27 protein-coding genes are annotated in these 26,444 nt (G+C 40.7%); 25 read left to right on the top strand and 2 right to left on the bottom strand.

Features of this window, described 5'->3' with window-relative positions; all coding sequences use genetic code 11:
- Positions 1 to 76 precede the first annotated feature (76 nt).
- The 25 genes from CC97_RS08485 to CC97_RS08375 all read left to right on the top strand — a co-directional run bounded on the left by CC97_RS08485 (position 77) and on the right by CC97_RS08375 (position 23,988).
- On the top strand, positions 77 to 3,181 hold the full coding sequence (locus CC97_RS08485) for a glycoside hydrolase family 9 protein (RefSeq protein ID WP_044974604.1): 3,105 nt from the start codon (positions 77 to 79) through the stop codon (positions 3,179 to 3,181).
- Positions 3,182 to 3,373: 192 nt separating this feature from the next.
- Positions 3,374 to 4,021 (top strand): dockerin type I repeat-containing protein, encoded by a 648-nt coding sequence (locus CC97_RS08480; protein ID WP_044974603.1) that lies wholly within the window; start codon positions 3,374 to 3,376, stop codon positions 4,019 to 4,021.
- Between the two features lie 230 nt (positions 4,022 to 4,251).
- The gene (locus tag CC97_RS08475; RefSeq protein ID WP_347493559.1) at positions 4,252 to 4,491 is read left to right on the top strand and encodes a PadR family transcriptional regulator; all 240 of its coding nucleotides are present in this window, start codon (positions 4,252 to 4,254) and stop codon (positions 4,489 to 4,491) included.
- Between the two features lie 121 nt (positions 4,492 to 4,612).
- Positions 4,613 to 5,671, top strand: a complete 1,059-nt coding sequence (locus tag CC97_RS08470) for a DUF1048 domain-containing protein (protein WP_044974602.1) — start codon at positions 4,613 to 4,615, stop codon at positions 5,669 to 5,671.
- 180 nt (positions 5,672 to 5,851) lie between these two features.
- A complete protein-coding gene (locus CC97_RS08465; RefSeq protein WP_044974601.1) occupies positions 5,852 to 7,174 on the top strand; it encodes a hypothetical protein in 1,323 nt (440 codons plus the stop codon).
- A 7-nt stretch (positions 7,175 to 7,181) separates the two neighbouring features.
- Positions 7,182 to 7,619, top strand: a complete 438-nt coding sequence (locus CC97_RS08460) for a LytTR family DNA-binding domain-containing protein (protein ID WP_044974600.1) — start codon at positions 7,182 to 7,184, stop codon at positions 7,617 to 7,619.
- Between the two features lie 5 nt (positions 7,620 to 7,624).
- A complete protein-coding gene (locus tag CC97_RS08455; RefSeq protein WP_044974599.1) occupies positions 7,625 to 8,059 on the top strand; it encodes a hypothetical protein in 435 nt (144 codons plus the stop codon).
- Positions 8,060 to 8,328: 269 nt separating this feature from the next.
- Positions 8,329 to 8,682, top strand: a complete 354-nt coding sequence (locus tag CC97_RS08450; protein ID WP_044974598.1) for a hypothetical protein — start codon at positions 8,329 to 8,331, stop codon at positions 8,680 to 8,682.
- Between the two features lie 407 nt (positions 8,683 to 9,089).
- The gene (locus tag CC97_RS08445; protein WP_044974597.1) at positions 9,090 to 10,076 is read left to right on the top strand and encodes a guanosine polyphosphate pyrophosphohydrolase; all 987 of its coding nucleotides are present in this window, start codon (positions 9,090 to 9,092) and stop codon (positions 10,074 to 10,076) included.
- Positions 10,077 to 10,351: 275 nt separating this feature from the next.
- Positions 10,352 to 11,920 (top strand): AAA family ATPase, encoded by a 1,569-nt coding sequence (locus CC97_RS08440; protein WP_044976908.1) that lies wholly within the window; start codon positions 10,352 to 10,354, stop codon positions 11,918 to 11,920.
- Positions 11,921 to 12,218: 298 nt separating this feature from the next.
- A complete protein-coding gene (locus tag CC97_RS08435) occupies positions 12,219 to 13,724 on the top strand; it encodes a hypothetical protein (protein ID WP_044974596.1) in 1,506 nt (501 codons plus the stop codon).
- A gap of 138 nt (positions 13,725 to 13,862) precedes the next feature.
- The gene (locus tag CC97_RS08430; protein WP_044974595.1) at positions 13,863 to 14,426 is read left to right on the top strand and encodes a hypothetical protein; all 564 of its coding nucleotides are present in this window, start codon (positions 13,863 to 13,865) and stop codon (positions 14,424 to 14,426) included.
- Between the two features lie 174 nt (positions 14,427 to 14,600).
- Complete coding sequence (locus CC97_RS08425) at positions 14,601 to 15,299, top strand: response regulator transcription factor (RefSeq protein ID WP_044974594.1); 699 nt, start codon at positions 14,601 to 14,603, stop codon at positions 15,297 to 15,299.
- The gene (locus CC97_RS08420) at positions 15,292 to 16,599 is read left to right on the top strand and encodes a HAMP domain-containing sensor histidine kinase (RefSeq protein ID WP_044974593.1); all 1,308 of its coding nucleotides are present in this window, start codon (positions 15,292 to 15,294) and stop codon (positions 16,597 to 16,599) included. The genes CC97_RS08425 and CC97_RS08420 overlap by 8 nt, the downstream gene beginning before the upstream one ends.
- Positions 16,600 to 16,822: 223 nt before the next feature.
- Positions 16,823 to 17,989 carry an AAA family ATPase gene (locus CC97_RS08415; protein ID WP_044976907.1) on the top strand — a complete coding sequence of 389 codons (1,167 nt, stop codon included), beginning with the start codon at positions 16,823 to 16,825 and terminating at the stop codon, positions 17,987 to 17,989.
- Positions 17,990 to 18,175: 186 nt separating this feature from the next.
- A complete protein-coding gene (locus tag CC97_RS08410; RefSeq protein WP_081850040.1) occupies positions 18,176 to 18,658 on the top strand; it encodes a DUF1016 N-terminal domain-containing protein in 483 nt (160 codons plus the stop codon).
- Between the two features lie 55 nt (positions 18,659 to 18,713).
- Complete coding sequence (locus CC97_RS08405) at positions 18,714 to 18,938, top strand: hypothetical protein (RefSeq protein WP_044974592.1); 225 nt, start codon at positions 18,714 to 18,716, stop codon at positions 18,936 to 18,938.
- 35 nt (positions 18,939 to 18,973) lie between these two features.
- Positions 18,974 to 19,414 (top strand): SMI1/KNR4 family protein, encoded by a 441-nt coding sequence (locus tag CC97_RS08400; RefSeq protein WP_044974591.1) that lies wholly within the window; start codon positions 18,974 to 18,976, stop codon positions 19,412 to 19,414.
- Between the two features lie 577 nt (positions 19,415 to 19,991).
- Positions 19,992 to 20,159 carry a hypothetical protein gene (locus CC97_RS20110; protein ID WP_156036836.1) on the top strand — a complete coding sequence of 56 codons (168 nt, stop codon included), beginning with the start codon at positions 19,992 to 19,994 and terminating at the stop codon, positions 20,157 to 20,159.
- Positions 20,140 to 20,448, top strand: coding sequence for an SMI1/KNR4 family protein (locus CC97_RS08395; protein ID WP_044974590.1), 309 nt, complete (start codon positions 20,140 to 20,142; stop codon positions 20,446 to 20,448). Before CC97_RS20110 ends, CC97_RS08395 begins: the two co-directional genes overlap by 20 nt.
- Positions 20,449 to 20,743: 295 nt before the next feature.
- On the top strand, positions 20,744 to 20,941 hold the full coding sequence (locus CC97_RS21570; RefSeq protein WP_347493886.1) for a hypothetical protein: 198 nt from the start codon (positions 20,744 to 20,746) through the stop codon (positions 20,939 to 20,941).
- On the top strand, positions 20,869 to 21,765 hold the full coding sequence (locus CC97_RS08390; RefSeq protein WP_347493555.1) for a PDDEXK nuclease domain-containing protein: 897 nt from the start codon (positions 20,869 to 20,871) through the stop codon (positions 21,763 to 21,765). Before CC97_RS21570 ends, CC97_RS08390 begins: the two co-directional genes overlap by 73 nt.
- A 213-nt stretch (positions 21,766 to 21,978) precedes the next feature.
- On the top strand, positions 21,979 to 22,368 hold the full coding sequence (locus tag CC97_RS08385; RefSeq protein ID WP_044974589.1) for an SMI1/KNR4 family protein: 390 nt from the start codon (positions 21,979 to 21,981) through the stop codon (positions 22,366 to 22,368).
- Between the two features lie 454 nt (positions 22,369 to 22,822).
- Positions 22,823 to 23,068 carry a hypothetical protein gene (locus tag CC97_RS08380; RefSeq protein WP_044974588.1) on the top strand — a complete coding sequence of 82 codons (246 nt, stop codon included), beginning with the start codon at positions 22,823 to 22,825 and terminating at the stop codon, positions 23,066 to 23,068.
- Positions 23,069 to 23,142: 74 nt separating this feature from the next.
- Positions 23,143 to 23,988 (top strand): hypothetical protein, encoded by an 846-nt coding sequence (locus tag CC97_RS08375; protein ID WP_044974587.1) that lies wholly within the window; start codon positions 23,143 to 23,145, stop codon positions 23,986 to 23,988.
- 296 nt (positions 23,989 to 24,284) lie between these two features.
- On the opposite strand, the gene CC97_RS08370 is transcribed toward CC97_RS08375, so the two are convergent.
- Complete coding sequence (locus CC97_RS08370) at positions 24,285 to 25,097, bottom strand: AAA family ATPase (RefSeq protein WP_044974499.1); 813 nt, start codon at positions 25,095 to 25,097, stop codon at positions 24,285 to 24,287.
- Entirely contained in the window at positions 25,090 to 26,424 is a 1,335-nt protein-coding gene (locus CC97_RS08365) for a DDE-type integrase/transposase/recombinase (RefSeq protein WP_049962786.1), read from the bottom strand. The genes CC97_RS08370 and CC97_RS08365 overlap by 8 nt, the downstream gene beginning before the upstream one ends.
- Positions 26,425 to 26,444 lie beyond the last annotated feature (20 nt).

Genomic DNA, 26,444 nt, shown 5'->3' with positions numbered 1-26,444 from the left:
TGTGATACAATATTAACAATACAAATTTGCGTAATACAAACCAGAAATGTATATAGAAAAAAGGGGCGGGATAATAATGAATAAAATGAAAAAAGTTTTAGCATCAGTTTGTGCAGTTACAATGCTGGCACAGACGGCATTGGTTTCAGGCGGAATGCAGGTGGACGCTTTTTCCGAAAGACAGTTACTCGGGGAAACAAGTTTTGACTACAAGATGGTTCCGTGGAGGACTGTCGAGGCATCTCCTGCTAAACAGGATTTTGAGCTGACAAGAGACGGGGAACTTCATATAAGGATCCTTTCTGCATCAGGGGCTGACAGAGAGAAATGGGATCTTCAGCTTCGTCACAGAAATATTAATTTCCGTGCAGGACATACTTATGAAGTAAGTTTCATGGCAAGGGTAAAACGCGATGGCATGGAGCTCTGTTCTAAGATAAGCAATATAAAGGGCGACGAAGAGTACGTGGTACTTGATGGTGATGAATTCCATTACGGTCCTCATATGGGCGGCGAATGGGCTACGAAGCCGACTGAACTGAGTACGGAATGGAAGACCTACAAGGGTGAGTTTACAGTTACAAAGGATCTTGAAGCTGTGGAATGGAGTTTCTCCTATGCAAAGGGAAGTATGTACGGCGGCAATGCTGTAGACGGCGACGAGATCTGGTTCGATGAAATGTCGCTTTGTGATGTAACTGATGATGTACTGGTTGAACCGGTAAACAATAGTTACGGTTATGTAAGCCGTGACTACAGCGGACTTAAAAACAACTATATCTCAGTAAACCAGATCGGATATTATACCGGCGGAAGAAAGGTCGCAGTTCTTGGTGACAACAGCGGTGATATTCTGCATGATGCTTCTGCGATAAAGCTTGCGGGAGCAGCGGAGTTTGAAGTGGTGAATGCAGAAAGCGGAAAAGCTGTTTTCAAAGGAAAATCGACGACCCCTGTAAAGGATAAGGATTCCGGCGATAATGTATGCAAACTTGATTTTTCTGAATTTACGGAACCGGGCAGATATTTTATCAGATCCGGCGATTACAGATCTCAGGAATTTGAAATAGGTGATGATATTTATTCATTAGAAACCGGTGATCTTTTTACGAATTCATTGAATTTCTTCTATCAGAGCCGTTCAGATATGAATGTCGAAGAGAAGTATATCACTTCAGGGGAAAAATCTGAACTTGCACACAAAACACCATATCACCAGGAAAAGGCTTATGTACAGACGCTCTGGAAGGATGACTATACTTCAGAAAAAGAAGTGAAAGATAAATACAGATCATCGACAATAACAACAAAGGGCGGCTGGTTTGAATCCGGCGATCACTATAAGAGCATGATCTCAGGCGGTATGGCTGTCTGGACTCTTCAGAATCTGTTTGAAGTGAATGCTCTTTCCGGAAATGCTGATCTTTCTGACGGTTCAGGTGCAGTTGTGATACCTGAAAACGGCAACGGCATGCCGGATATCCTTGACGAAGCTGCATATGAGCTCGACTGGATGAAGCAGATGAAAGTCCCGGAGAATGATCCTGCATGGGGAGAAAAAGCAGCCGGAATGTATCTGCATGAAATGCGTGATTACAAGTGGGACGGTATTGCTGACAGTGTGCCGGCTTATGAGCTGGATCTTGATGACTGGTATAACAGAATAGCAAAACCTCCGACGTTTGCGGCAACGCTGAGCTATGCTGCATGTGCAGCCCAGGGTGCAAGACTGTGGGAACAGTATGATGAGGATAAGGCCGATGAGTATTATAAGAGTGCTCTGGAAGCATTCGAGGCTTATGAGAAGGCTTACTATGAACCAGATATGACTCCGGTAAGTGTAGAAAACATATTTGGTGAAGAATATTGCGATATGACCGTACCTGCAGAACAGATGCGTGAAGATTCACTGTATGCTAAGGGAAGCGTAGTGACTTCCGAAAGGAATTCCTACGGTGACAGAGATGTAAGTGACGAAGCATATTGGGCAGCGTGCGAACTGTTCATTTCAGCAAGTGAGCGCGGAGATAAGGAGAATGCGGAAAAGTTCTTAAAGGAACTTGAAAGCTTTGAGGAGGCGTATACTGTCCCGGAAGAGGCTAATTTTGCAGAGAACAGTGAAGACGGTGCATTAGCATCGTATAAATGTGGTTCTATGACAGCAGTCGGAACAATGTCTCTTGCACTTCACAAAGATCTTCTGAGTGATGAAGCTTATAATAAAATATGTGAGTCACTGACAGCTGCGGCTGATGAGTATATTTATACAGAAGAATCAGAAGGTTACGGCGTACCTCTTCGCGGCAGACAAATGGCTTTCGGTACCACAGTCTACAGTGTGAAACCAGGGTTTGTTCTTGAAGGTTACACTAAGAACAGTAACAGCATGGTTCTTAACAATGGTATCATCATGGCGTATGCATATCTGATCGACGGAGACAAGAAATATGCTGACGGTGCGGCAGGTGCTATGGACTACCTTCTCGGTACCAATCCGAAGTCAGTTTCCTACATAACCGGATACGGTGATTACGCTGTTAAAAATCCGCTTCACTCTTTCTGGGCAGGATCAATAGATCACAGTTATCCGACTGCGCCTGACGGTGTTCTTTCAAGTGGACCGAATGCATGGGTAAATGATCCGTTTATCAAATCTCTTGGATTCGTTACCGGAAAAAATATGCCTGCACAGCAGTGCTTTGTTGATTCAGCTGAGTCCTGGTCAACCAATGACACGACACTGACCGGCAACGCTTCACTTGCATGGATGACATCCTTCATGCAGGGTGCCGCTAAAAATGCGCTTACATCCGGATCTGAACCGGAACCGACAGTTTCTCCGGAACCAACAGAATCACCAGCACCTACAGCTTCGCCGAAACTGATAGAATCACCTGCACCGACAGTTCCGCCGGAAACAACAACATCACCGGTACCAACGGCTTCACCTGATCAGACAGCAGAGCCTGTGATCATATCAGAAGACACCCGCGGTGATATAAACTGCGACGGAAAGATCGATGTAACAGATCTTTCTGCACTTGCTATCGCTCTCGTTGACAGGGAAGAACTCAAAGGACAGGCGAATAAAAACGCAGATATCGACAAAGACGGCGAGGTTACACTTGCCGACCTTGCAAGGATCAGACAGTATCTTTCAAAGAAAATAGATAAGCTTTGATACAATAATAAGCTGCCGCAGGCAGCTCACCGATTAGATTGCAGAGCCTCATGCCTTTACTGGCACGAGGCTTTTTTGTGTCTTTCCATTATTTGCGGTTTTTCGCGGATAGTGTTGATTGTTCCACTCAAAAGTGATAAAATGTTATTTGATAAGTAGTTTGTACTGATTATCAAGAGGGGGTTACAAACATTGAAAAAGACTAATAAAACAATGCTCACAGCAGCAGTCCTTTCAGCTGCATGTGCAGTGGCAACGCGTATTCAGCCGGATTCTTATGCTGATGATGTGTCGGCTATGGCGGCGGTGTACGGTCCGCCTCCGGGTTACTTTACTTCAGCCGAATCGGAAGCAGAAGAGGAAACAGGTACAACGCCTGCAGTAACAACTACACCTGTAGAGACAATGCCTGAAGAAACGACGACCTACGAACCGGTTGTGTCATCTGCTATGCCTTTATACGGCCCGCCGAGTGCTCTTCATGGCTTTGGTAATGTCAATATGGATAACAGCGTAGATATTGCTGATCTTATCGAAATGAAAGATCTTGCGGTCAAGGAGCAGAATGGTGAATATTTATCTCTGATCAAAAAGAATATCGCGGATCTCAACCAGGACGGCAAGCTGGACAAGACAGATATCGCAATGATGGAACAGTATCTGCACGGCCTTTCATCCGGTCCGCAAAGTGCAGAAGTGCCTGATGGTTACTTTGTAAGCACTTCTCCTGAAGAAGTTACAACTGAAGCGGAAACCACACTTCCGGAAACAACACGTTGGAATCAGCCGGTGGGGACGTTATATGGTCCGCCTGAAGTATTAGAACAATTTGAACATTAACTGGATTTTTCAGTTTTTTACTAAAGATAAAACAGCCGCAGATGTTATGAACGGTAACATCTGCGGCTGTTTTCTATATTCTGAGGCGAAGTCGAAAACAACATGCCTGCGCTTCTTCTTATCCACGGATTTTCACAGGGTTACTACTTGACAAAGCAAAGTAGTTATGCTACAATATAATCAAACTACTAAACAATGCAAAGTAGTGAACACCGGAAAGGATGTTTACCATGGATAATGCACAGCTTCTGAAGGGCGTCCTTGAGGGCTGCGTACTTGCGGTAATCGCTAAAGGTGAGACCTACGGCTACGAGATAATCGGTGAACTTGAAAAAGCTGGTTTTGATGATATCGGAGAGGGGACACTCTATCCGGTGCTTACAAGGCTTGACAAGAATAAGCTGATAAAAATGCCGCAGGGCGAAATCACCGCTCGGACCTGTACGCAAGTACTACAGCATAACAGATGAAGGTTCAGACGCCTTGTCAGATTTTAAAGAAAGATACAGAAAAATAAGCCGGAGTGCGGAGACTCTGCTCTATGACGATGTTCCGGCAGATAATGTGTAACGATTTGAAGGAGGTACGGATATGTATAACTCATATACGAAATATAAAAAGAATCTTGTACCGGAGTACAGTGAAGCTTTCGGTAAGGTCGAGGATTATGTAAATTCGAATATTATCGATTCGCTGAGACAGGAGGAAATACTGAACGATGTTATAGATATTTTTCTTTCAGCTCAGAAAGACGGAAGAACAGTCGAGAATGTCATCGGAAAAGATATAATGAAGTTCTGTTCTGATCTCTGTTCGGAAGTAAGCATAAAAAGCAGGATAATCAGCGTGCTTGAATACACCATTGCTGTACTTATTATATGCTTTGGAAGATGTGCAAAGGATCTTTTTAATGTTCTGATGAAAATCATGGAAGGCGAAAAAATAAATCTGTTTACTTATAAGATAAATGCAACACCGTGGTATTTCATCTGCTGGATTGGAGCATATCTGGCGATAATAGCTGTCGGAAAAATTATTGTAAGCAAGTATATAAATGTCAGCCGTGAAAAATACAGAATGTTCAGATATTACGCTATTGCAGCGTGTATTTTGCCGTGGATGGTAGTATACAGTCAGTTTTTCAGAGAATATGAAAACGGTACGTGCAGTGTCCTGACGGTACTGATATATTTTATCTGCAGTGGGGCTGCTTCTGTTGTGTATTTTATGCTTGCCTGTGAAAAGAGAAAAATAAACAGGGAAAGGCTTGAAGCACTTATTGAAGAGCAGTGTAAACCTGGAAGCAGATCATATAAAAATTTCGATGATCTGGAACAGAAGAAATTTAAAAATATTAACGAAAAAAATGTACGGGAAGGAAAACCGGAGATCTCATTCGAAGAATTTCTTGATATGGAAGAAAAGAATGCCGGCAGAAAAGGACCAGCGTTTTACTTTTGCACATTTGTTCCGGTGAATCTGATTATATTAGGCCTGTGTTATATCTTGTGTTCCCTTGGGCATTATACTGAACTGATTATTTATGCTTTTCCGCTTATTGTACTTGAACTCTATGTGATATACACAGCCTTCAGAGGCGCCAAATATACCAGAATGAAACGTCTCGCATGGATAAAATCACAAAGATAATTCTCAGCATCATATTTAGCGTTACATTATGCATCTTACCCCCGATTTCTGCATCTTATCGCTTTTTGCTTGAAAAGCGTTCCTTTTTGTAGTAAGATAATGTCAGTAAAACACATGAAAGGTCGTGCTGATATGACATTACTTCTTTTAACGGTGCTGATCATTTTGGAGATCGTATTTTTGATTGCAGAAATCACAAGGCTGTCCAAAAAAAGAGAATGGAACAAAAAACGTCTGCTTGCAGATTTGATCGAGCTTATTGCTTTTGCTGTGATGCTGTTGTTTCCCGATATTGACCTGACGTTCAGGTTTATCGGACTGTTCTTTGTTCTCCTGCTCAGACTTGCTTTTGCAGGGATCAGGTATCTCGCAAGCAGAAAGAACGAAAAGAAAAAGTCGAAAGCTGGTAAAATCGTAAGTCTCATTCTCAGTGCTATGATGTTTGTGTTTGCTTTGATGCCTGCTTTTATTATCAAAAACTACAAAGGCAGACCGCTGACAGGACAGTATACACCCATGACCTGCGCAGCTATCATGACAGATACCAGCAGAACCGAACAGTTTGGGCAGGACGGTTCAGCTCGTGAAGTTCCCGTACATCTTTTTTATCCTGCCGAATCGGAAAGTATCACAGATCATTCGCTTCCGCTTGTGATATTCAGCCACGGTGCATTCGGCTGGTATCAGAGTAATATTTCTGCATATCAGGAGCTTGCAAGCAACGGCTATGTGGTCGCAAGCATCGAGCACCCCTATCATTCCCTGTTTACACATGATACGTCCGGCAAACTTATTATGGTTGACGGTCAGTTTATGCAGAATGCTCTGACTCTCGGCAGCAGTGATGCGGAAGAAACTGAACGTGAAGAAGTATTCAAAACGGAATGTGAATGGATAGAACTTCGCATTGCCGACATGAATTTCGCCTTAGATACACTGAAATCGGCGGTATCGGCAAATGATTTTTCAGACTGGACATTCACCGAGGGCGATACGGAACAGTTTGAAACGGTGGTGCGGCTTATCAATACTGATAAAATAGGTCTGATGGGACATTCGCTGGGCGGTGCAACTGCGGTAACAGTCGGGCGGCGTGACGATATTTCTGCTGTCATCGACATTGACGGTACAATGGTCGGTGAGCAAATAGACTTTGCAGACGGCAAGTATGTCATCAACGAAGAAGCATATACCACTCCGCTGCTTGAAATTGAAAATGAGAAAGCCCATTTTGATGCGATCGAGGCAGAAAAAATCGGATATATTTATGCCAATAATGTAGTGCAGAAAAATGCAGTGAATGCGTATCAGACATATTTTGCCGGAGCAGGTCACATGAATTTCACCGATCTCCCCCTTATATCGCCCTTCTTAGCTGAAAAGCTCGGCACAGGAGAGATCGAACCCGAACAATGCACGGATACACTTAACAAGCTGATACTCGACTTTTACAACTGCTATCTGAAAGGACAGGGAGAGTTCAGCGTACAGGAACACTATTGAGGAGATTATGGATATTAGAATTGTCAAAATCGGAGAAAACAGTCAGGATTATATTGAGATCGGCTGTCACAAAACCGATGAGAATATCAATGAAATTGTTTCATTTATAAAATCCCGTCAGGGTGCAGTTGAAGGAACAAAAAATGACAGGCAGTATCAGCTTCCTGTTGTGGACATTTTCTATATTGAGTCGGTTGACGACAGGACGTTCATTTATCTGGAGAAGGACTGTTATGAATCACGCAAAAAGCTTTACGAATTTGAACAGGTACTTGCGTCAAGACGGTTTGTGAGGATATCAAAAGCGGTCATCATCAATCTGATGAAGATCGTGTCGATCAGCCCTGCGCTGAACGGACGTTTTCTCTGCAAGCTGACAAACGGCGAGGAAGTCATCATTTCCCGTAAATATGTACCTGATATCAAAGAAAGGCTGAAAGGGTGAAACAAATGAAAGACCGTATCAAGGAAATAGCGAACAGTTATTTTATATCCGTTACACTTATAAATGCTGCGATATTTGCAACAGGAATGATATTCCGACCGGAGCAGACATTCGGCTATGATGCGTATTTATCGCCACTGATATTAGGCTTTCTCACCTTGATCCCGACGTTGATAACATATTCATCAAAAGAGCTGACGATCAGACAGCTGTTATTCCGCAAGGCGATACAACTATTACTGGATATTGTCATTGTGATCGCCGTGATATTTGCAGAAAGCGAAATTAACAGTGAAACAGTAACTGCAGCCATTGGTGTATCAGTCAGTATCGTTATCGTGTTTGCAGCCGTCCATGTGATCGAATGGACGCTTGAACGGCGAACTGCAAAGCAGCTTACAGATCAACTGGCTGAATTTCAGCAGCGGAATTCTTCCTGAAAACAGAAAAAAGGCAAGAGATAGTCAGATAATGAAGGTGGTGCCTGCGGCACAATTGAAAATTCAGATGCACAGAGCGCATATGAATTCTGGAAACATTAAGTTGTGTGTTTGATTTAATGTATACAAATTTTAATTCCGAACAATAACAACATAGGAGACGATTGCCATGAGCATGAAAGAAGCGTTTGATACGTATTTTGCGGAGATGGATAGGAATAGCATGAACTTCTGGGGCAAACTTTCGAGAATCCCTTATACAGAAGGTAATGTATCTAAATAACAAAGTTCACGAGATCTATTTAAACGCAGAAGTAAAAGATGGTTCCAAGCTTTCGGAAATGCTCCAGTATTTCAAAACAGCAGACCCGGAAGACAACAGATTCGGACCATTATCTGATGCAGTAAAAAAGCAGAAAAATTTTAACAGGGAGGTAACCGACATGTGCAGTGCAGTAGAAGAATATGCAAAAGAATATGCAAAAGAATATGCGGAGAAAGAAACGACTATGACTAAAGTTGAATTTGTTAATGATCTTATTAATGATGGTTGTACTTTAGAAAAAGCATTAAAGCTCGCAAAACTTGATGAAGAGACCTATAACAAGTATAAGACAGCATAAACTGTTTTTCGGAAATTAGTTGAAAACTTAGCGGATGTCAGTTCGTTTTTGAGCTGGCGTCTGCTTTTTTATGGGTTTCTGAATGATACCGTCAGCATAAAATGATATAATAATAATTCCAAAGGCGTAATCACCCCACAATGAGAGATTACCGCCTTTTCAGCATATAAAAGGTATCAGACGTAAAAAAAGATAAGCGTTGACAATGAGCAGCTTATGTGATAGAATAGTGGTAACAAAACAAGCAAGGGCGCTTCTCTTATGATGGAGAAGCGCCTTCTTTTACCTGAAAAACAAATTCGGACGGAGTGACAGGAACGGCAGGGCAAAAGCGACGAACTTCCTGTAAATTGTCTGATACCCGGAGCTGATGCTTTAGCGACAGCTTCGATTTATGGAGAAAAGTTATGGTTTCATTAAACGATTATATGTATTCCGGTGACACTGTGCTTAAAATACTGCATCAGTATTCATCGGACTTAAAAAGATCAGCAATAAAAGAACACAACTCAATCGATCTTGCTCACAGCAATTTTCTTATACAGATAACAGAGCTGCTGGAGCATAATGACTTCCTTACCTCGCAATCGCAGAGAATAAAGGAATTCTATAAGTACATGACGCAGAAATATCCGTTCCTTGCTTTTACATTTAAAGGAAGGATAAAATCTCTGATAAGAGCAGAGGAGAAGTTTAACGGATATATACTGGAATACATTTACGAATATTTCAGATCGAACGGCCGATATCCGGGTGAAGCTGAAATAAAAAGCAGTCTTTCCTGTTTCCGGGATCTTATTGCCTACCGTATTGTGATATCTCTTCCGCAGTGCCATATTCCGTTAGATGCAAGCAAAGAAGAACTGGAATTACAGTATCTGTACGAGATAGCAAATACTCTTCCTGAATTTCTTGAAGAAAGAGGCTTTACTGCGGAACCCTCAGGGGTAAAGCCGTCTGAAGATCCGGGGCCTTTAAGCAGAGAAAATCTGTCCTATTACAGGGACTATGTAAAAGCTCCGCGTTCTTCGGGATATCGCTCACTGCATATCACGTTTTATGACAACCTTGCAAGATGCTTTACTGAATTACAGCTCCGGACTAAGGATATGGATGATATCGCGGAAATAGGAGAGGCCAATCATTTCAGCTATGAAAAGCGGCAGGAAGCAAGCCGGAGCAAACGTGACATTATTCCTGTCGGGGAGTGCAGATATTTCGATGAAGCCTATGAACGTCTGATAAAACTGCAGGAGCTTGATCTTTCAACCATCAATGTCAATATGTTCAAGGCTATAAATAATCAGCTTATCAACGACGGATGCGGACTTTTCCGAGGCCGTCAGATCCTTCCGTTTGAGCATTTGTCGAGATTCCAGAACGATCTTATATGAATATCAGGAAGTTTAATGATATAAAGCAAAATCATCTGACTTTCGCTTCTTTCACATACAATAACACAAGTGAAAAAAATCAATGCACAGGAACTTTTTACCAGAGTGCATCTGAATTCGGTAATACTTCATGCCCTGCGCTTTAGTACCAGGCAGTGAAGCTTTCTGAAATCAAGGCTTATGCCGGAATATCAGACGAAAATATAAAATTGAATTTCGATATAAATTATGGTATAATCAATGTAACTACAATTGATCGAAAAGGCGGTGAAGTAATGGGAATCTATCTTAATCCAGGAAATGGATTGTTCAGTGAGGCAGTAAATTCGGATATATATGTAGATAAATCGATGCTTATAGATTTGACAAACAAATGTCTGCGGAAGACGAACAAACACATATGCATAAGCCGACCGAGACGATTCGGAAAATCAATGGCGGCAAATATGCTTGCGGCTTATTACAGCCGTGGATGCGATTCAAGAGATCTTTTTAAAGATCTTAAGATCACAGAAACTGAGAACTTCGAAAAATACTTAAATAAATACAATGTACTGAAATTTGATGTAAGAGGATTTGCGTCAAAAGCGTCCGGCGGAAAAGAAATGACAGAAAAACTGATAAAGTCATTAAAACGCGATCTTCTCAAAGTGTATGGAAATATGGATTTTCCGGAAGACTATTCGCTTGAAGAAATGCTCGGAGAGATATATGACGAACACAGAGTACCGTTTGTATTTATCATAGATGAATGGGACTGCGCATTCAGAGTTTTTAAAAATGATACAGAAGGGCAGAAATATTACCTGGATTTCCTTCGTGATCTGCTTAAAGACAAAGAATACGTAGCCCTTGACTATGCAACTGGTATATTCCCGGTGAAGAAATACGGGGAGCACAGTGCGCTTAATATGTATCATGAGTATACCATGACAAGTCAGAAACGTTTTGCAGAATATACAGGATTTACTGACAAGGAAGTTCAAATGCTCTGCGGCGAAGATACTGACATGCTTGAAGAGCTGAAACGATGGTATGACGGATATAAGGTCGATAATAACGAAATATATAATCCTAATTCAGTTGTTCAGGCAATTACTGAAAAATCATTCGATAATTACTGGACTAAAACGGAGACATTTGAAGCTCTTAAAGATTATATACAGCTTGATATGGATGGATTACGTGATTCTGTTATAAAAATGATATCCGGAGAACGAATACATGTAAACACAGAAAAGTTTCAGAATGACATGACATCATTTAAGTCTGCTGATGATGTTCTTACTCTGCTTATCCATCTTGGGTATCTTACCTACGACAGGAATACAAGTGAAGCATGGATACCAAACAAGGAAGTCAGACAGGAATTTATCAATTGTATCGAAGACGGCGGCTGGGAGGAAGTAATGTACTCCATTCGTAAGTCCGACGATCTGCTTAAAGCAACACTTAGCCTTGATGAGAGAAAGGTCGCAGACATAGTAGAAGAGATCCATCGCCAGAACTCATCGGTAATAGCGTATAACAACGAACTCTCACTTTCAGTAACACTGTCTCTTGCATATTATTCAGCAAGAAAGCAGTACGAGATAATCAGAGAATTCCCTTCCGGAGACGGATTTGCCGACCTTGCATTCATACCGCGAAAAGGGATGAATGTACCTGCAATGGTTATCGAACTTAAGTATGACAAAACAGCCGAAGGTGCGATAAGTCAGATAAAGAACAAGAACTATACGGAAAAACTGAAAGCATTCAGCGGAGAATTATTACTTGTCGGTATCAATTACGATAAGGAAAACAAGATGCATGAATGCCTGATAGAAAAGATCATAAAATGATTTGCAATATATGAAAAACAAGACATGAGGAGCGATCTTCATGTTTTGTTTTTTTTAAATAGCACGCCACAGGCGTACCGATTGAAAGGTGGTGCCTGCGGCACAATTTTTAATTCAGATGCACAGAGCGCCTCTTTTTTCTAATGTAAAAATTCTTTTCCTTATGTTGACATATAATTGACTTATTTGCGATGATGCTGTATAATTATTGATGCGGGAAGGCAGTCGGTTTGGTTGTAAAAACCGAATGAAAAGCGGCAATGGGAAATCATCAATTGGGCTTTAAGTGAGGTATGATATGGAAAACGAAAAGAATAATAGCGAAAACAAACAGATAAATCAGCCGGAAGGCAAAGATAAAAATGCAGACGCTGGCCGGAAAACGACTGCTGCTGTTCTGGCGGTTGTTTTGATAGCAGGATTTCTGACAGGCGGTGGAGTTTATAAGATCAGGCACGGAGAAAACTCTGAAAAGACTGCCGAAGTTGATAGCAGTGTCACAACGGTAACGTCGGATCCTGATCCGGTTTATGAAACGGAAGAAACAACAGAAGAAGTAACTACGGTCACAACGACAGCAGAAACAACTGAAGAAGAGACACCGGCAGAGACGACTGTGCAGGAAACTGAAAAGGCGGCTGCATTCTCGACTGCCGTGACTTCGGTTACATCTCCTGAAACGGCAGTTTCAGTTACTACAGAAAATGCGGATAAATATTCACCGCTCAGAAACCCAAAAAACATTGCTGTTTATTCTGATATACTGGCAGTTCTTCCTAAACTCGAAAGTTTTAATTTTGAATTCTTCCCCCATGTTTATGCTATGGATATCGAACATGAGTACAGGGATATAGTAGTCGGTGCGGATGTTACATATTCCTTCAATGCAATACAATCGATAGGAGCTGATTCTTATAAACCATATGGCGGTACTATGCATATGATGAGATATTACAAAGTCAGTGAATTAGATTCTTATTATAAGTATAATACAGAAGAGGATGTCCGTACTGCTCTTGAAGATTATTTTACAGAGTCATTTATTGATATGCACTATATCTCAAACTATGATGAGGTTCCGGGGAGATATACTCTCTTCAAAATAATTGACGGTGAACTTTATGTGACTTCTCCGAGTGATATCAGGATGATGGCATTAGCCGCTGGCAATGTATATAACTATGACGGCAAAAGATGTGATGTAATGATGGACGATAATGCCCCTGACGCTCGAGCCAGTTTGGTTCATGTAAGCCTTTTACTTGAAGACGGAAAATGGAAGATCGACGGATATGAACATATATCAAATATACCGGACGGCCCGACTTACTTTAAGGATCTTTATGATAAGTATAAAGATATCGGAAAAAAAGCTGCTGAAGAACTGAAGGCGCTTGAAGAAGTTGTTTTTTGCAGCGAAGTCACTACAGATGAAAATGATACGCTTACTGAAGAATATGACGGCACGACAGTTGTATATCAGCGTGTTACCGATGAACGCTTTTCAAATATCTCAGAGGTTGAAAACTTTATATGCAGTCTTTCAGTTGCTGATCTGAGGCTCAGAGGCATTGACTACATAAGAGGAGTGAACGGTAAATATCCGGTCTATAAGATGTCCGGAGGTTCTCTTTACTGTAATAAAGACGTATCCAATTGGAAATACCGCCTGTTTGATACAAGTTTTTCAGTTATCAGTGCTGATGACAGCTTCATTCAGATTGGCCTTGAAAGTCATTCGGAACATAATTGTGCGTTTTTAAAGAATACTGCAGACGGATGGAAACTCTTTGATCTTGACTGATGAGAATTACACTTTTGTGACATTATCATTACACAATTGCGGGGACTTGCTCTTTGAAATATGTTATTATACTAACAGACCGATAAACCAGCATATGCTGATACATTGGTCAGAACATATTTTAAGGAGGTTTTCAAAATGAAAACAGTTATTTTAAAGGTGGCACTTATAGCCGCATTAGGAGCACTTATCCCGACGTCGCTTGCATTTTCAGTGAATGCACAGACTACGGAAACGACGGGCGTTACAGAAGACATCGTATCTGTGACAGAAAATGAGGGCGGTACAGAAACTGCCGTGAGCGGAACGGGTGATGACGAGACATCCGTGGACGTGGAAAAGTGTTATGTGACGAACGATGACAGCGAGGATGACACTGTTAATACCGGTTTGTCATTCGTGATCGGATTTGATGATGATATGGATATCGACAACTGTCAGACGCTGGCGTCAGAAGACGTAGATGCTCTTGCAAAGGAAAAGCTGACTGAAGAAGAATATGCAAGATGGCAGGAACTAAGCAGTCAGATCGAAGCATCAGGCGGTGGAGAGATATCTGATGATCTGATAAATGAAATGACAGAACTTATGATAAAGTTTACGGACTCAGATGCAAAGTGGCATGGCTGCTGCTATACAGTAAATGCGGATGAAAGCAGTCAGGATTTCGACGGCAGCATCACCGTTTCAGATGAAAACTGAAGATAAGTATGAAGCTTTAACGTAAATATTTTTGCGGCTGAAAAATGCAGTGAATGAAAAATACATTACGCTTACGGGCAAACGTAGTTTGCTGATTTGCAAGGCGTTATAAATATAATACAGACAAACCACCAGTTCAGGAAACTGAACTGGTGCAGTTATGCGGAGGCAAAAATGGCAGAAGGTAAAAAACTGATCTATGCAGCAGATGATGAGCAGGATATACTTGACGTTATGAGGGAGTTCCTTCAGAACGGAGGTTTTTCAGTACGTACATTTTCAACGGGCGATGCACTTTATGATGCATTCCTAAAGGAACCGTGCGATCTTGCGGTACTGGATATAATGATGCCGGGGACCGACGGACTTACCATCTGTAAAAAACTCCGTGAGATATCATCCGTGCCCATCGTAATACTGACGGCAAAGGAAAGTGAAACAGATCATATGCGCGGATTCATGCTCGGCGGTGACGATTATCTTATCAAGCCGTTTTCGCCTTCGCTTCTTGTGGTACGAATAAAGGCACTGCTCCGGCGTGTGGAAATGATGCAGCCGGTAAGTGTAAAACGAAATTTCGGAGATCTTGCCTTTGATGAGTCCAAACACACAGTTTTATGCGGAGAAGTTCCGCTTGAACTTACGGTAACTGAATTCGCACTGCTCGGCTGCCTTATGGAGAATGCCGGAAATGCGGTATCCCGCGACACACTGTTAAATCGTGTCTGGGGCATTGACAGCGATGAGGTCGAAACGCGCGTAACGGATGAAACGGTCAGACGTATCCGGCAGAAACTGAAATCATCTTCGAGCAGTGTAAAGATCTCGGCAGTCTGGGGTTACGGCTACAAACTGGAGGTACAGCATGCGTAAGCATCTTAAAATACGTTACCGCATTGCACTTCTGACCGGCGGAACTGTACTGGTTATGATCCTTATCATCATGACCGTGTTTTATTACAGTATCACGCACAGAATGGCAGAACAGGCAGATATAGCTCTTAAGAACGCCGGTTCTGATCCGTTTGTATATACAGATGTTCAGATCACGGGAAACGACGCCGATACCGGATATTCACTTTACTCGCCGGAGCTTATTTATATACTGGATGAGGAAGATGAGAATCATTTCACACCAAAGGAAGAGGCGGTCATTCGCTGGTGCAGCGGGAAACAGAAAGATGAGACAATAAAAACAGAGATAGACGGAAGCATTTATTATATACGAAGTACTGATACTACAGGTCAGTTTATTTATTTTAATGAAAGCGATACGGAAATATCAGCAGAAGTGCCGTTCCCATCAGATGATGATAAGGTTCAGATCTATTCATATATCACTGTGGACGGTTCAGATCCGGCTGGTATGCAGATCGACGGTGATGCCAGAATGTGCAGCGTGCGTGAAATGATCGCGTATGTTGATGTTACCGGCGAAATGGATATGATAAATCATATGATCATTATCTTCATTCTGACAGCAGCTGTTATCGGCACATTCGGAACGGGGACCGGATTCATACTCGGAAAAAAACTTGAACAGAATCAGATCGCACAGAAGCAGTTTTTTGAAAACACATCGCATGAACTTAAGACTCCTCTGACAGCACTGCGCGGTTATGCGGACGGTATAAGCCAGGGCGTTATCACGGACTACCAAAAAACAGGTCGTGTAATAGCCGGACAGACAGAGAAAATGAGCAGGCTTATCGAAGAGATACTCTGCATGTCAAAGCTGGAAAGCGGCTCGGTTAAACTTGAAAAGGAACCCGTCGAAATGCAGGAATTCATTCAGGACTGCCTTATGCCTTTCGAAGGAACCGTCATAAACAAGGGACTGAATGTGACTCTTGATCTTGAACCGATGACAGTATCTGCTGATCCTGACAAGCTCGAACACGCACTTTCCAATCTGATCACCAATTCACTGAAATATGCAAAGAATGGTATTCACATATCCTGCGGAAAAGGTGAGATACGTATCGGGAATGACTGCGAAGTGCTGACAGATGATGTTATAAAGCATATGTTTGAGCGGTTCTACACCGGACCAGACGGAAATACCGGCCTTGGCCTTTCCATTGCCCGTGACTACATTCATCTGCACGGATGGAATATTACCGCAGAGCGTACCGAAAACGGAATATGCTTTGTTATCCGCACGGCTAAATGAGTTGATCACCGCATAAAAATGTGGTGCCTGCGGCACAATTGAAAATTCAGATGCACAGAGCGCATCTGAATTCTGAAATACTTCATGCCTTTAGTACCAGGCAGTGAAGCATTCTGAAATCAAGGCTTATGCCGGAATATCAGACGAAAATATAAAATTGAATTTCGATATAAATTATGGTATAATCAATGTAACTACAATTGATCGAAAAGGCGGTGAAGTAATGGGGATCTATCTTAATCCTGGGAACGATTTGTTCAGACAAGCTGTAAAATCACAAATATATGTTGATAAATCAATGATGATTGATGTTACCAATGCTGTATTTGATACTTCTGATAAACATATATGCATAAGCCGCCCGCGACGATTCGGAAAATCAATGGCGGCAAATATGCTTTCAGCTTATTACAGCCGTGGATGCGATTCAAGAGATCTTTTTAAAGATCTTAAGATCACAGAAACTGAGAACTTCGAAAAACATCTGAATAAATACAATGTACTGAAATTTGATGTAAGAGGATTTGCTTCAAAAGCGTCCGGTGGAAAAGAAATGACAGAAAAACTGATAAAGTCATTAAAACGCGATCTTCTCAAAGTGTATGGAAATATGGATTTTCCGGAAGACTATTCGCTTGAAGAAATGCTCGGAGAGATATATGACGAACACAGAGTACCGTTTGTATTTATCATAGATGAATGGGACTGCGCATTCAGAGTTTTTAAAAATGATACAGAAGGGCAGAAATATTACCTGGATTTCCTTCGTGATCTTCTTAAAGACAAAGAATACGTTGCTCTTGACTATGCGACCGGAATTTTTCCCGTAAAGAAATACGGGGAACACAGTGCGCTTAATATGTACCACGAATTTTCGATAAATGATGCAGCACCGTATTCAGAGTTTATGGGCTTTACAGAAAAAGAAACACAGGTACTGTGTGAGAAATATGAACTTTCATACGATGAAATGAAAGACTGGTACAACGGATATCTGGTAGATGAAACGCCGATATACAATCCGCAGTCAGTAGTGCTTGCATGCAGCAGAAAGATCTTCAGTAACTACTGGACGAAAACAGAGACATTTGAAGCACTGAAGGTGTTTATAGAACTCGATATGGACGGACTGAGACAGTCGGTTATAAGGATGATATCCGGGGAAAGAGTTCGAATAAACACAGAAAAGTTTCAGAACGATATGACAACGTTCAGTTCAGCAGATGATGTTCTGACATTGCTTATTCATCTTGGTTATCTTACCTACGACAGGAATACAAGTGAAGCATGGATACCAAACAAGGAAGTCAGACAGGAATTTATAAATTGTATTGAAGACGGCGGCTGGGAAGAGGTAATGAACTCCATTCGCAAGTCAGATAAAGAATAGGAACTATACGGAAAAACTGAAAGCATTCAGCGGAGAGCTTTTGCTTGTTGGAATCAATTATGATAAGGAAAACAAGAAGCATGAATGCCGGATAGAAAAGATCATAAAATGATTTGCAATATATGAAAAACAAGACATGAAGAGTGATCTTCATGTTTTGTTTTTTTAAATAGTACGCCGCAGTCAATTCGGCAATGGTTAGCATATTGGGAGATCGGCGAGCAGATATACAAGGCTTGTGGTGAGAATGACAGGGCGGAGTATGGTAAAAATCTTTTGAAGTACCTATCTGACAGACTTACTGCTGAGTTCGGCAAAGGCTATACAGAACGAAATCTGCGAGCAATGCGTCAATTTTATAGCTGTTTCCCGAATCGGCACACACTGTGTGCCGAATTGAGCTGGTCTCATTACCGCATTCTTATGAAGATAACTGATAAGATCGTTCGTGACTTCTATACAGAAGAATGTGCAAAATCAGCCTGGAGCGTCCGTCAGCTTGAACGGCAGATCAATACGATGTACTATCAGCGGCTGCTTGCAAGCAAGGACAAGTCTTCGGTGGCAGCAGAAATACAGACCAGTACACCTAAGCCCGAATATGAAAATACAGAAGAATTGAAACGAGAGTTGAGAATCGACGAGTTTCAAAAACTTGATGAAAATTAAACAGAGTGCAATTTGCGATTATATTATGAAAAACAAGACATGAAGAGCGATCTTCATGTTTTGTTTTAAAAATAGCACGCCGAAGGCGTACCGATTAAAAGGTGGTGCCTGCGGCACAATTGAAAATTCAGATGCACAGAGCGCATCTGAATTCGGAAACACTTCATGTCCTGTGCTTTACGACAGTAGGCATAAAGAAGTTATTAAGAAACATTGTAAGACAGGTACAGCATACAAATTCTTTTGTGAGGACATTCTTACTGAATTTTCTAATGAATAAGATTTTGCTTTAAATCTATGGAAAGGATAATATGTATGGAAAATGAAATAGAAATCATAAAAAGTATTGATGGTCCGTGGATGAAATCTACATTTTTTCCACCAGCACATGATGACTTAATTTCTGATTTTGAGAACAAGAATAAGCTAAATATTCCAAGCTCATATAAAGAGTTCCTAAAAATTACTAATGGAGCCAAGTTATTTGGCGGAGATGTATTTTTTTATGGTGTCGGAAGTAATAAACCTGATGAAAGTATAGAGTTTAATATAAACTATGATTTTTCAGAAGGAAGAGTACCTAATCAGTTACTAATAATCGGCTTTTATAATTCTAGTCATATTTGCTATGACAAAAGGTCGGATTCATACATCTTATATGAATATGAAGAGTTTGATGAGATAGAGGATGAATGTTGTTCTTATTCTAAACTCGAAGATTTATTAAATTATATGATTGATATAGCGACAAATTAATTTTTGCCGTTAAATACGATTTAGATGATTTCAAAAAACCACCACTAATGTGATGTGAAGTGGACTCCATATAATTAAATCTAAAAAACCGCTGGTTAATGTTCGAGTAAAATGATATAATAATTCCAAAGGCGTAATCACCCCACAATGAGAGATTACCGTCTTTTCAGCATATAAAAGGTATCAGGCATCGCAATGCCTGATACTATAAAATAGCTGCCTCCGGCAGCTCACCATCTTAACGGTTTCGGCGGAGATAACAATGTATATAATAACACATCATTTGCTGATACAAATGATAATACAAGTCTCATTGACCAGATGCTCGTTAATTCGGTTTCTCAGTAAAAAACACATTTGAAATCAGACAGTGCAGTGACTTTTGAAGCGGCTGCATTCGTTTTTTAATGAAACATCGTTGACAAAATATACTTCAAAATGATACAATCATTATGTTGAATTTTAATTTTAGATAAGAAATTTATTTGTATAAATTATTGTTAGTTGGTTTTATAGACAAATAGCAATTATTATTTGTCGAGTAATTCCACAATGCTTGTAAATAAGGAGAAATGCTATGATTTTTATACCTGAAATTCCTAATAACAAATCAACAAAATATATTGAGAAATTCATTGAAAACTGTAAAACTCTGGCAGTGAAAGATTATGATGATGATGATAATTCATTTATTTTTAATCAAGCTGCGACAATTGAAGATATCAATGAATGGGAAAAAAAATAATAATATTCATATTCCTTCATCATATATAGATTGGCTATTGTTTTCAAATGGTTCGATTTTGTGTGATTCATCACTGAAATTTTATTCTTTAAATGATATTGTGATTGATAATGATCAAAAGCCATATAATGTTCCAGATGAATATATTATTATTGGGTCGTTCATAGATATAGAAGAATGGTATGGGTTTTCTAGAGAAACAGGTCAGATTGTTATATTTGGTGAATACGAAGAGACAGAAGTTGAGGGATTTGAAGAAATTTTAGAAATTTTAACCAAGGTCATGTGATTAGCGTTTTGTAGTGAAATAGTCAAGTATAGTATGGCAATTTTAAATTGACCTATAAATGATATTGCTAAGCACATGTTATCTATCAACTTTTTTTGATATGATTATGTTATTTAAAAGTATTTATACTGATAAACATATAAATAATAATTTCTATATATATTTTTGGACATGAAGAGCGATCTTCATGTCTTTTTTAGACAGCACGCCGTTACAGAAATAATGGATTATTTTCTTGAAAGAATAGTTCCAGTATGGTATAATATGTATATCACCGGAAATGAGGTCGATACCTATGGATAATGAAATTATGAGAACCGAGAACAGTTCGGAAGAAATCTATACTTCCATACGTTCTTTTGTAATAACAGCGCAGAACAAGGTGTATGCCGCAGTCAATTCGGCAATGGTTATAGCATATTGGGGATCGGCGAGCAGATATACAAGGCTTGTGGTGAGAATGACAGGGCGGAGTATGGTAAAAATCTTTTGAAGTACCTTTCTGAAAGACTTACTGCTGAGTTTGGCAAGGGTTTTGATGAGAGCAATTTGCGGAGAATGCGCCAGTTTTACTTGACCTATCCGATTCGTGACACACTGTGCCACGAATTGAGCTGGTCTCATTACCGCATTCTTATGAAGATAACTGATAAGATCGTCCGTGACTTCTATACAGAAGAATGTGCAAAATCAGCCTGGAGCGTCCGTCAGCTTGAACGGCAGATCAATACGATGTACTATCAGCGGCTGCTTGCAAGCAAGGACAAGTCTTCGGTGGCAGCAGAGATACAGACCAGTACACCTAAGCCCGAATATGAAAAAGCGATAAAAGACCCGTATATCATGGAGTTTTTGCAGATAAAACCAGATACCCATGTGTATGAGAGCGATATTGAGCAGGCATTGATAGACCATTTACAGCACTTCCTTTTGGAGCTCGGACGAGGATTTTCCTTTGTATCACGGCAGAAACGCTTTACGCTCGACGGACAGGACTTTTTCATTGATCTTGTTTTTTACAACTATATCCTCAAATGCTTTGTGCTGTTTGACCTGAAAACGGATAAGCTCACGCATCAGGATCTGGGACAGATGCAGATGTATGTAAACTACTACACCAGAGAGCTGATGAACGAGGGCGATAATCCGCCTATCGGTATCGTGCTTTGTGCCGAGAAGAACGATGCGGTTGTAAAATATACTCTGCCGGATGGCAATAACCAGATTTTCGCTTCAAAGTATTTCACATATCTCCCTACAGAAGAAGAATTGAAACGAGAGTTGAGAATCGACGAGTTTCAAAAACTTGATGTATGAAAAACAAGACATGAAGAGCGATCTTCATGTTTTGTTTTTTTTTAATAGCACGCCGAAGGCGTACCGATTAAAAGGTGGTGCCTGCGGCACAATTTTAATTCACACTTTGCATTTTACTGTATAGTTCTTATAGAGTATTACAGAAAAAACAATGGAAGATCGTGCTGGCTTACTAAAAATTTGAAAAATGAAATAAAAAAGGAGTTTTTAATTATGTTTCGTATTAGTAAAGTGGTAAAGGATTTTTATGACGATATAAAATTGTTATCATCTTATTTAGGTAAATCTTCTGATTTTTCTGATCCTTGTGCTATAGAAAAAATAAAAAAATGGGAAAAAGACAATAATATCACGATTCCTAAAATGTATAAAAGTTGGCTTTTGTTATCAGAATATGCTTATGTTTATGGGGGATATTGTGAACTGTATTTTCCTGAGTTGGAAAGCATAGAGAATGACGATGTTCTTATTGGCAATATTATTGGTGATGGAGATCATCTTTATTTTTCAAAAAAACAGGAGAATTCTTTAGCGTTTATGGCGAAGAACAAGAAAGATATGATGGTTTTGATGAGTTTTTATCAAATCTTCTTGGATATTTAGAAGAAGCAGCAGAAGAAGAATTTGGAGAAGATTGGTTAGAAGTTTGCAGTGGAAATAATGCTGATTAAATGTGTAATAATCACTAGGGAAACACTGATTAAATCGGCAATCCGGCATCTCCGGATTGCCGAAGGTGAGATTTACGGGGCTTCGCCACGCCCCCCACGCTTAATTATGAATAAATCAGCGGTTTCCTAACCCCAAGACTGCTCACCCTGTTTTAAGGAAGCAGTCTTTTCCATTTTATATATTCTATTCTATGTTTTCTAAATCGCAACATTCGCATTGACATATGCCGTGAAAAATGATAAAATTTAAAACGTGTGATTTTATTGATAAATCCATAAGATTTTTTATAAAGGAGTATCGCGGTATTGTGTACAAACTTAAAAAATGATTTTGTGCGCTTTATATTGGATTCTTAAGTTGTTGATAGTGCTTTGAAAACAGGCGCATGTCAAATAAGAACACGGATGAAGCCGGATTAATACCGTGGGCTTACTGCAATAACGGAACAGTATTTTACTGGAAACCTGAGAATAATAAAATGAATATAATCGTTTATGGCGATGGTTTTCAGTTTTTTAAATTTGATCTTTCTACCACTGAATTCATATATAAGCTTGTAACCAAATCATTAAGTGAAATGAGTGATTTCTTACCGGATGATCTGTTTGACGATGAAGTGATATGCGAATAAAAAAAGTAATTATTGTATAATAAACCGGATATATCGTAACAGGATACCGACCATATTTTGAGGAGGAATAAAAAATGAACATAAAGAAGCTCACATCAATGACTGCAGCGCTTGGCATATGTCTTGCTATAACTGGCTGTGGAGACACCGGGAACAGTGATACCGATGTAAAAGAAAAGCCTTCCGAAACAACAGCAGCAAAGAGTGAAGAAACACCTTCTGAGGAAAGTGAAGCAAATTCTGAAGAAAGTAAAGCCGAAGAAGTATCCACAAACAATGCCGAAAACGAAATCAGGAATGCAAATCTGAGGTCGGGTTATGTGAAGATAGATGACGATCTGTTCCGTGACGGCGGATACTACACCGTAAGGTCGCTGTATGAAGAATACAACGACAGATATATTATTAGCGTAAACGATGAGTATATGGAAAGTAATCCTCAAGAATACTTTGATATCGAAATCCAATCCCAAACCGATCCTTCCATCATTTTAGAAGCACAATGCGTTTCAAGTTATAATAACGCAAAAACTGTCGGTGATTCAATCGTGGCAAAATTTGATGCAAAGGGTTCCAATACCGAAGAACGCATGATGTATCCCGGGGGGCTAACGTTCAATGACAATGATATGACGGAAGAGGAGATACTCCCGTTCCTACAGTCCCTAGGTATGTCGGAAGCGCCTGTCACATCAGATTATTTTGTATATGACGGATACGAATACGTAGAGCCCACGGAGAATATTCCCCCATACTATTATTTCCATATCAAAGGAAGCGAACAGAATCTTTTAGGAGAATATCCTGTATTCGGGTTCAAATTTATAGTTGATTCCGAGACAAATAAGGTGAAATTCGGTCCGTGGGGTGTTGACAGCTACGATATAGAAGGAAAATGGAAATCAGCAAACAACAGCTAATAATTTCGAAAAAATTGTTTTTTTTGTAAATAGGGACGGCTTCTTGAAAGAATGCTGTTAGCGCCCACCTATCCTGTCATCCAAAAGTGAATGTATTTTGTCAGGGCAGGGACAGTATTTTGTCAACTGAATTGGAAAAACAAACTGACACCCCCAGCACGGAGGTGTCAATTTCAATCTAGAGAGCTATGCTCTCGGCAAAATCCCACATGGCGCTCAGGTCGCTCCCCAGCGTTGCCCTATCCTCCATTGTGGGCAAAAGCCCGTTAATCAAGTTGAACCGCAACATCAGATAATCAGTGACCGGCTCCGGTTACTTCGTTTTCAAGTACAATATCTACAGATTTGCTGTCGATACAGGTCTGTTTCATCTGTGCACCATAGATAAGTGACTGACTGCAGGCACGGTTTACGAGTCGTGGATTTCCGCCTGAAAAAGTAAAAATAGATTTCATTGCATCTTCAGTGAAGACAGGATTTTCCTGTCCGGCATAATGAAGCTGTGATTCAATGTACTGCTTGGTTTCTGAAAAATCCATAGGAGTAAGAAAGCATTCAACATCTACTCTTTCAAGAATGGCTCTGTATGCGGAAAGACGGAGTTTGTCCCAGAGTTCAGTCTGACCCGAAAGTATTAGTGCCATTGGATTTTCGGAATCCATTTTGTAATTCAGAAGAAAGCGGGCCTCTTCAAGCATTTCTTTTGGCAACAGATGTGCTTCGTCAAGAATCACGACCACTTTACGTTTCTGCATATTCCTCATTATTTCAATCTGCTTATGCAAAGCGTTTCTCGCTGCATTGCGATGAAATTCGGATTTGCATCCGAGCTGGTTCAGGAGATAGTTGTAGAAGCTTCGCGGAGTCAGTTTTGAATCAGAAACGTACAGAACCATGTACTCTGATTCAGGAAGTTCATCCTTTAAACGACGAAGTGTACTTGTCTTGCCGGTACCTGGTTCACCAATCAGCAGTGCGAATGACTGTTTCTGTGCAGTGATGATCAGACGACTGAAAACTTCAGTATTCTGATGTGTTCTGTGCAGCTGATCAGATGGAATACCGCGCGTAAACGGTGTATGCTGCATACCATAAAACATTTCAAACATTTTCAGCACCCTCCAATACCTGTGAATACGAAATAATAGCTCGACGTTCCTTTTCCCCGGCGCTCTTTGTAACAGCATCAAGAAGTCTTGAAGAATCCGCTGGGATACTTTCAATTTCAGCACGTTTCGGTTTTTTAGCAACGTGTGTACCTACCTTAGCCGGTTCAGCGTAAAACGGTTCATGATTCTTTGCTTCAATCCTTACACGTGCAATATTCTGAGGATCATAAACAACATCCACCTGCTGTCCGGCATAAAGAACGCCAACATCATAATCTTTACCCATGAAGCTGATACATCCTGACTTGTTAACTTTACGGGTTTCACAGTGCAGGAAAGCAGTTGAGAGTATTGCATCATCCGGATAGCGTAATGGCATGGAATCGCATTTGAATGCCTGTTCCGGGGTTATTCCGAGTGCACTGTGTATTTTACTGTGGTAACATTCAGAGAGCCAGGCGTTAAACAGTCTGTTCAGTTCTTCTATGCTGTCAGGACGGTTCAGGTTTACCTCTTCAATGAACGAGTCAACGGTATGGTTGAAGCGTTCCTGTTTTCCTTTACCCTGAGGATTACGCGGTTTAGCATACAGCAGTTTAATACTCAGAAGACTGCATGCACGCTTCATCCATTGGGTACGATACTGTGAACCGTTGTCGAAGTAGATACGACGGGGAAGTCCAAATTTCTGAATGCCTTTCTTCAGTGTATCCTCAACAATGCTCTGCTCCATATCTCCATAAAACTCAGCATGAACAATGTAACGTGTTGCATCGTCAATCAGACACGACATGTACGTTGGCTGCGGCTTTCCGTCGATAGTCAGCGTTGGTCCGTATTTCAGGTCTCCCTGCCACAAGTCACAGCGATGAACTCTGGCAAAACGCTGTGAACCGTATCCATGATCCTGATAGGTCTTCATCATCTGAGATGAATAACCCGCCCTTGATAGTGCACGCTGAAGCGTCGTTCGTTTCAGCATGCCAACTTCGACCTTGTTTTCAAGTTCAAGTATCTGGATGATGGTAGGGACGCTTCGTGACGGAACTTCACGGCGCAGACGGATTGCCTCTTCCAGGATCTCCTTAGTGATCACGGTATTCTGTTCCGGTACTTTCCCTTTGGGTTTTAATCCGTCGATTCCATTTCCGTTATACGCATCCACATAGCGCTGGAGTGTTCTTGTTGATACTTCAAACGTATCAGCTAATTCCCAGCGCTTGCCGTAATACTCATCCTGAGACAGAGTGGTATCAAGCAGTGGCGCTATCATGATCACACGCTGTTCAGCTATCTCTTTTGCCAGTTTCTGATTTTTCATGTCCATAGAGGTACCTCCTTGTAGTT

It is taken from the genome of Ruminococcus sp. HUN007 (genome assembly GCF_000712055.1).
Lineage (GTDB): Bacteria > Bacillota > Clostridia > Oscillospirales > Ruminococcaceae > HUN007.
Note: the sequence above shows the minus strand (reverse complement) of the source record. Positions and strands in the feature narration are given on the sequence as shown.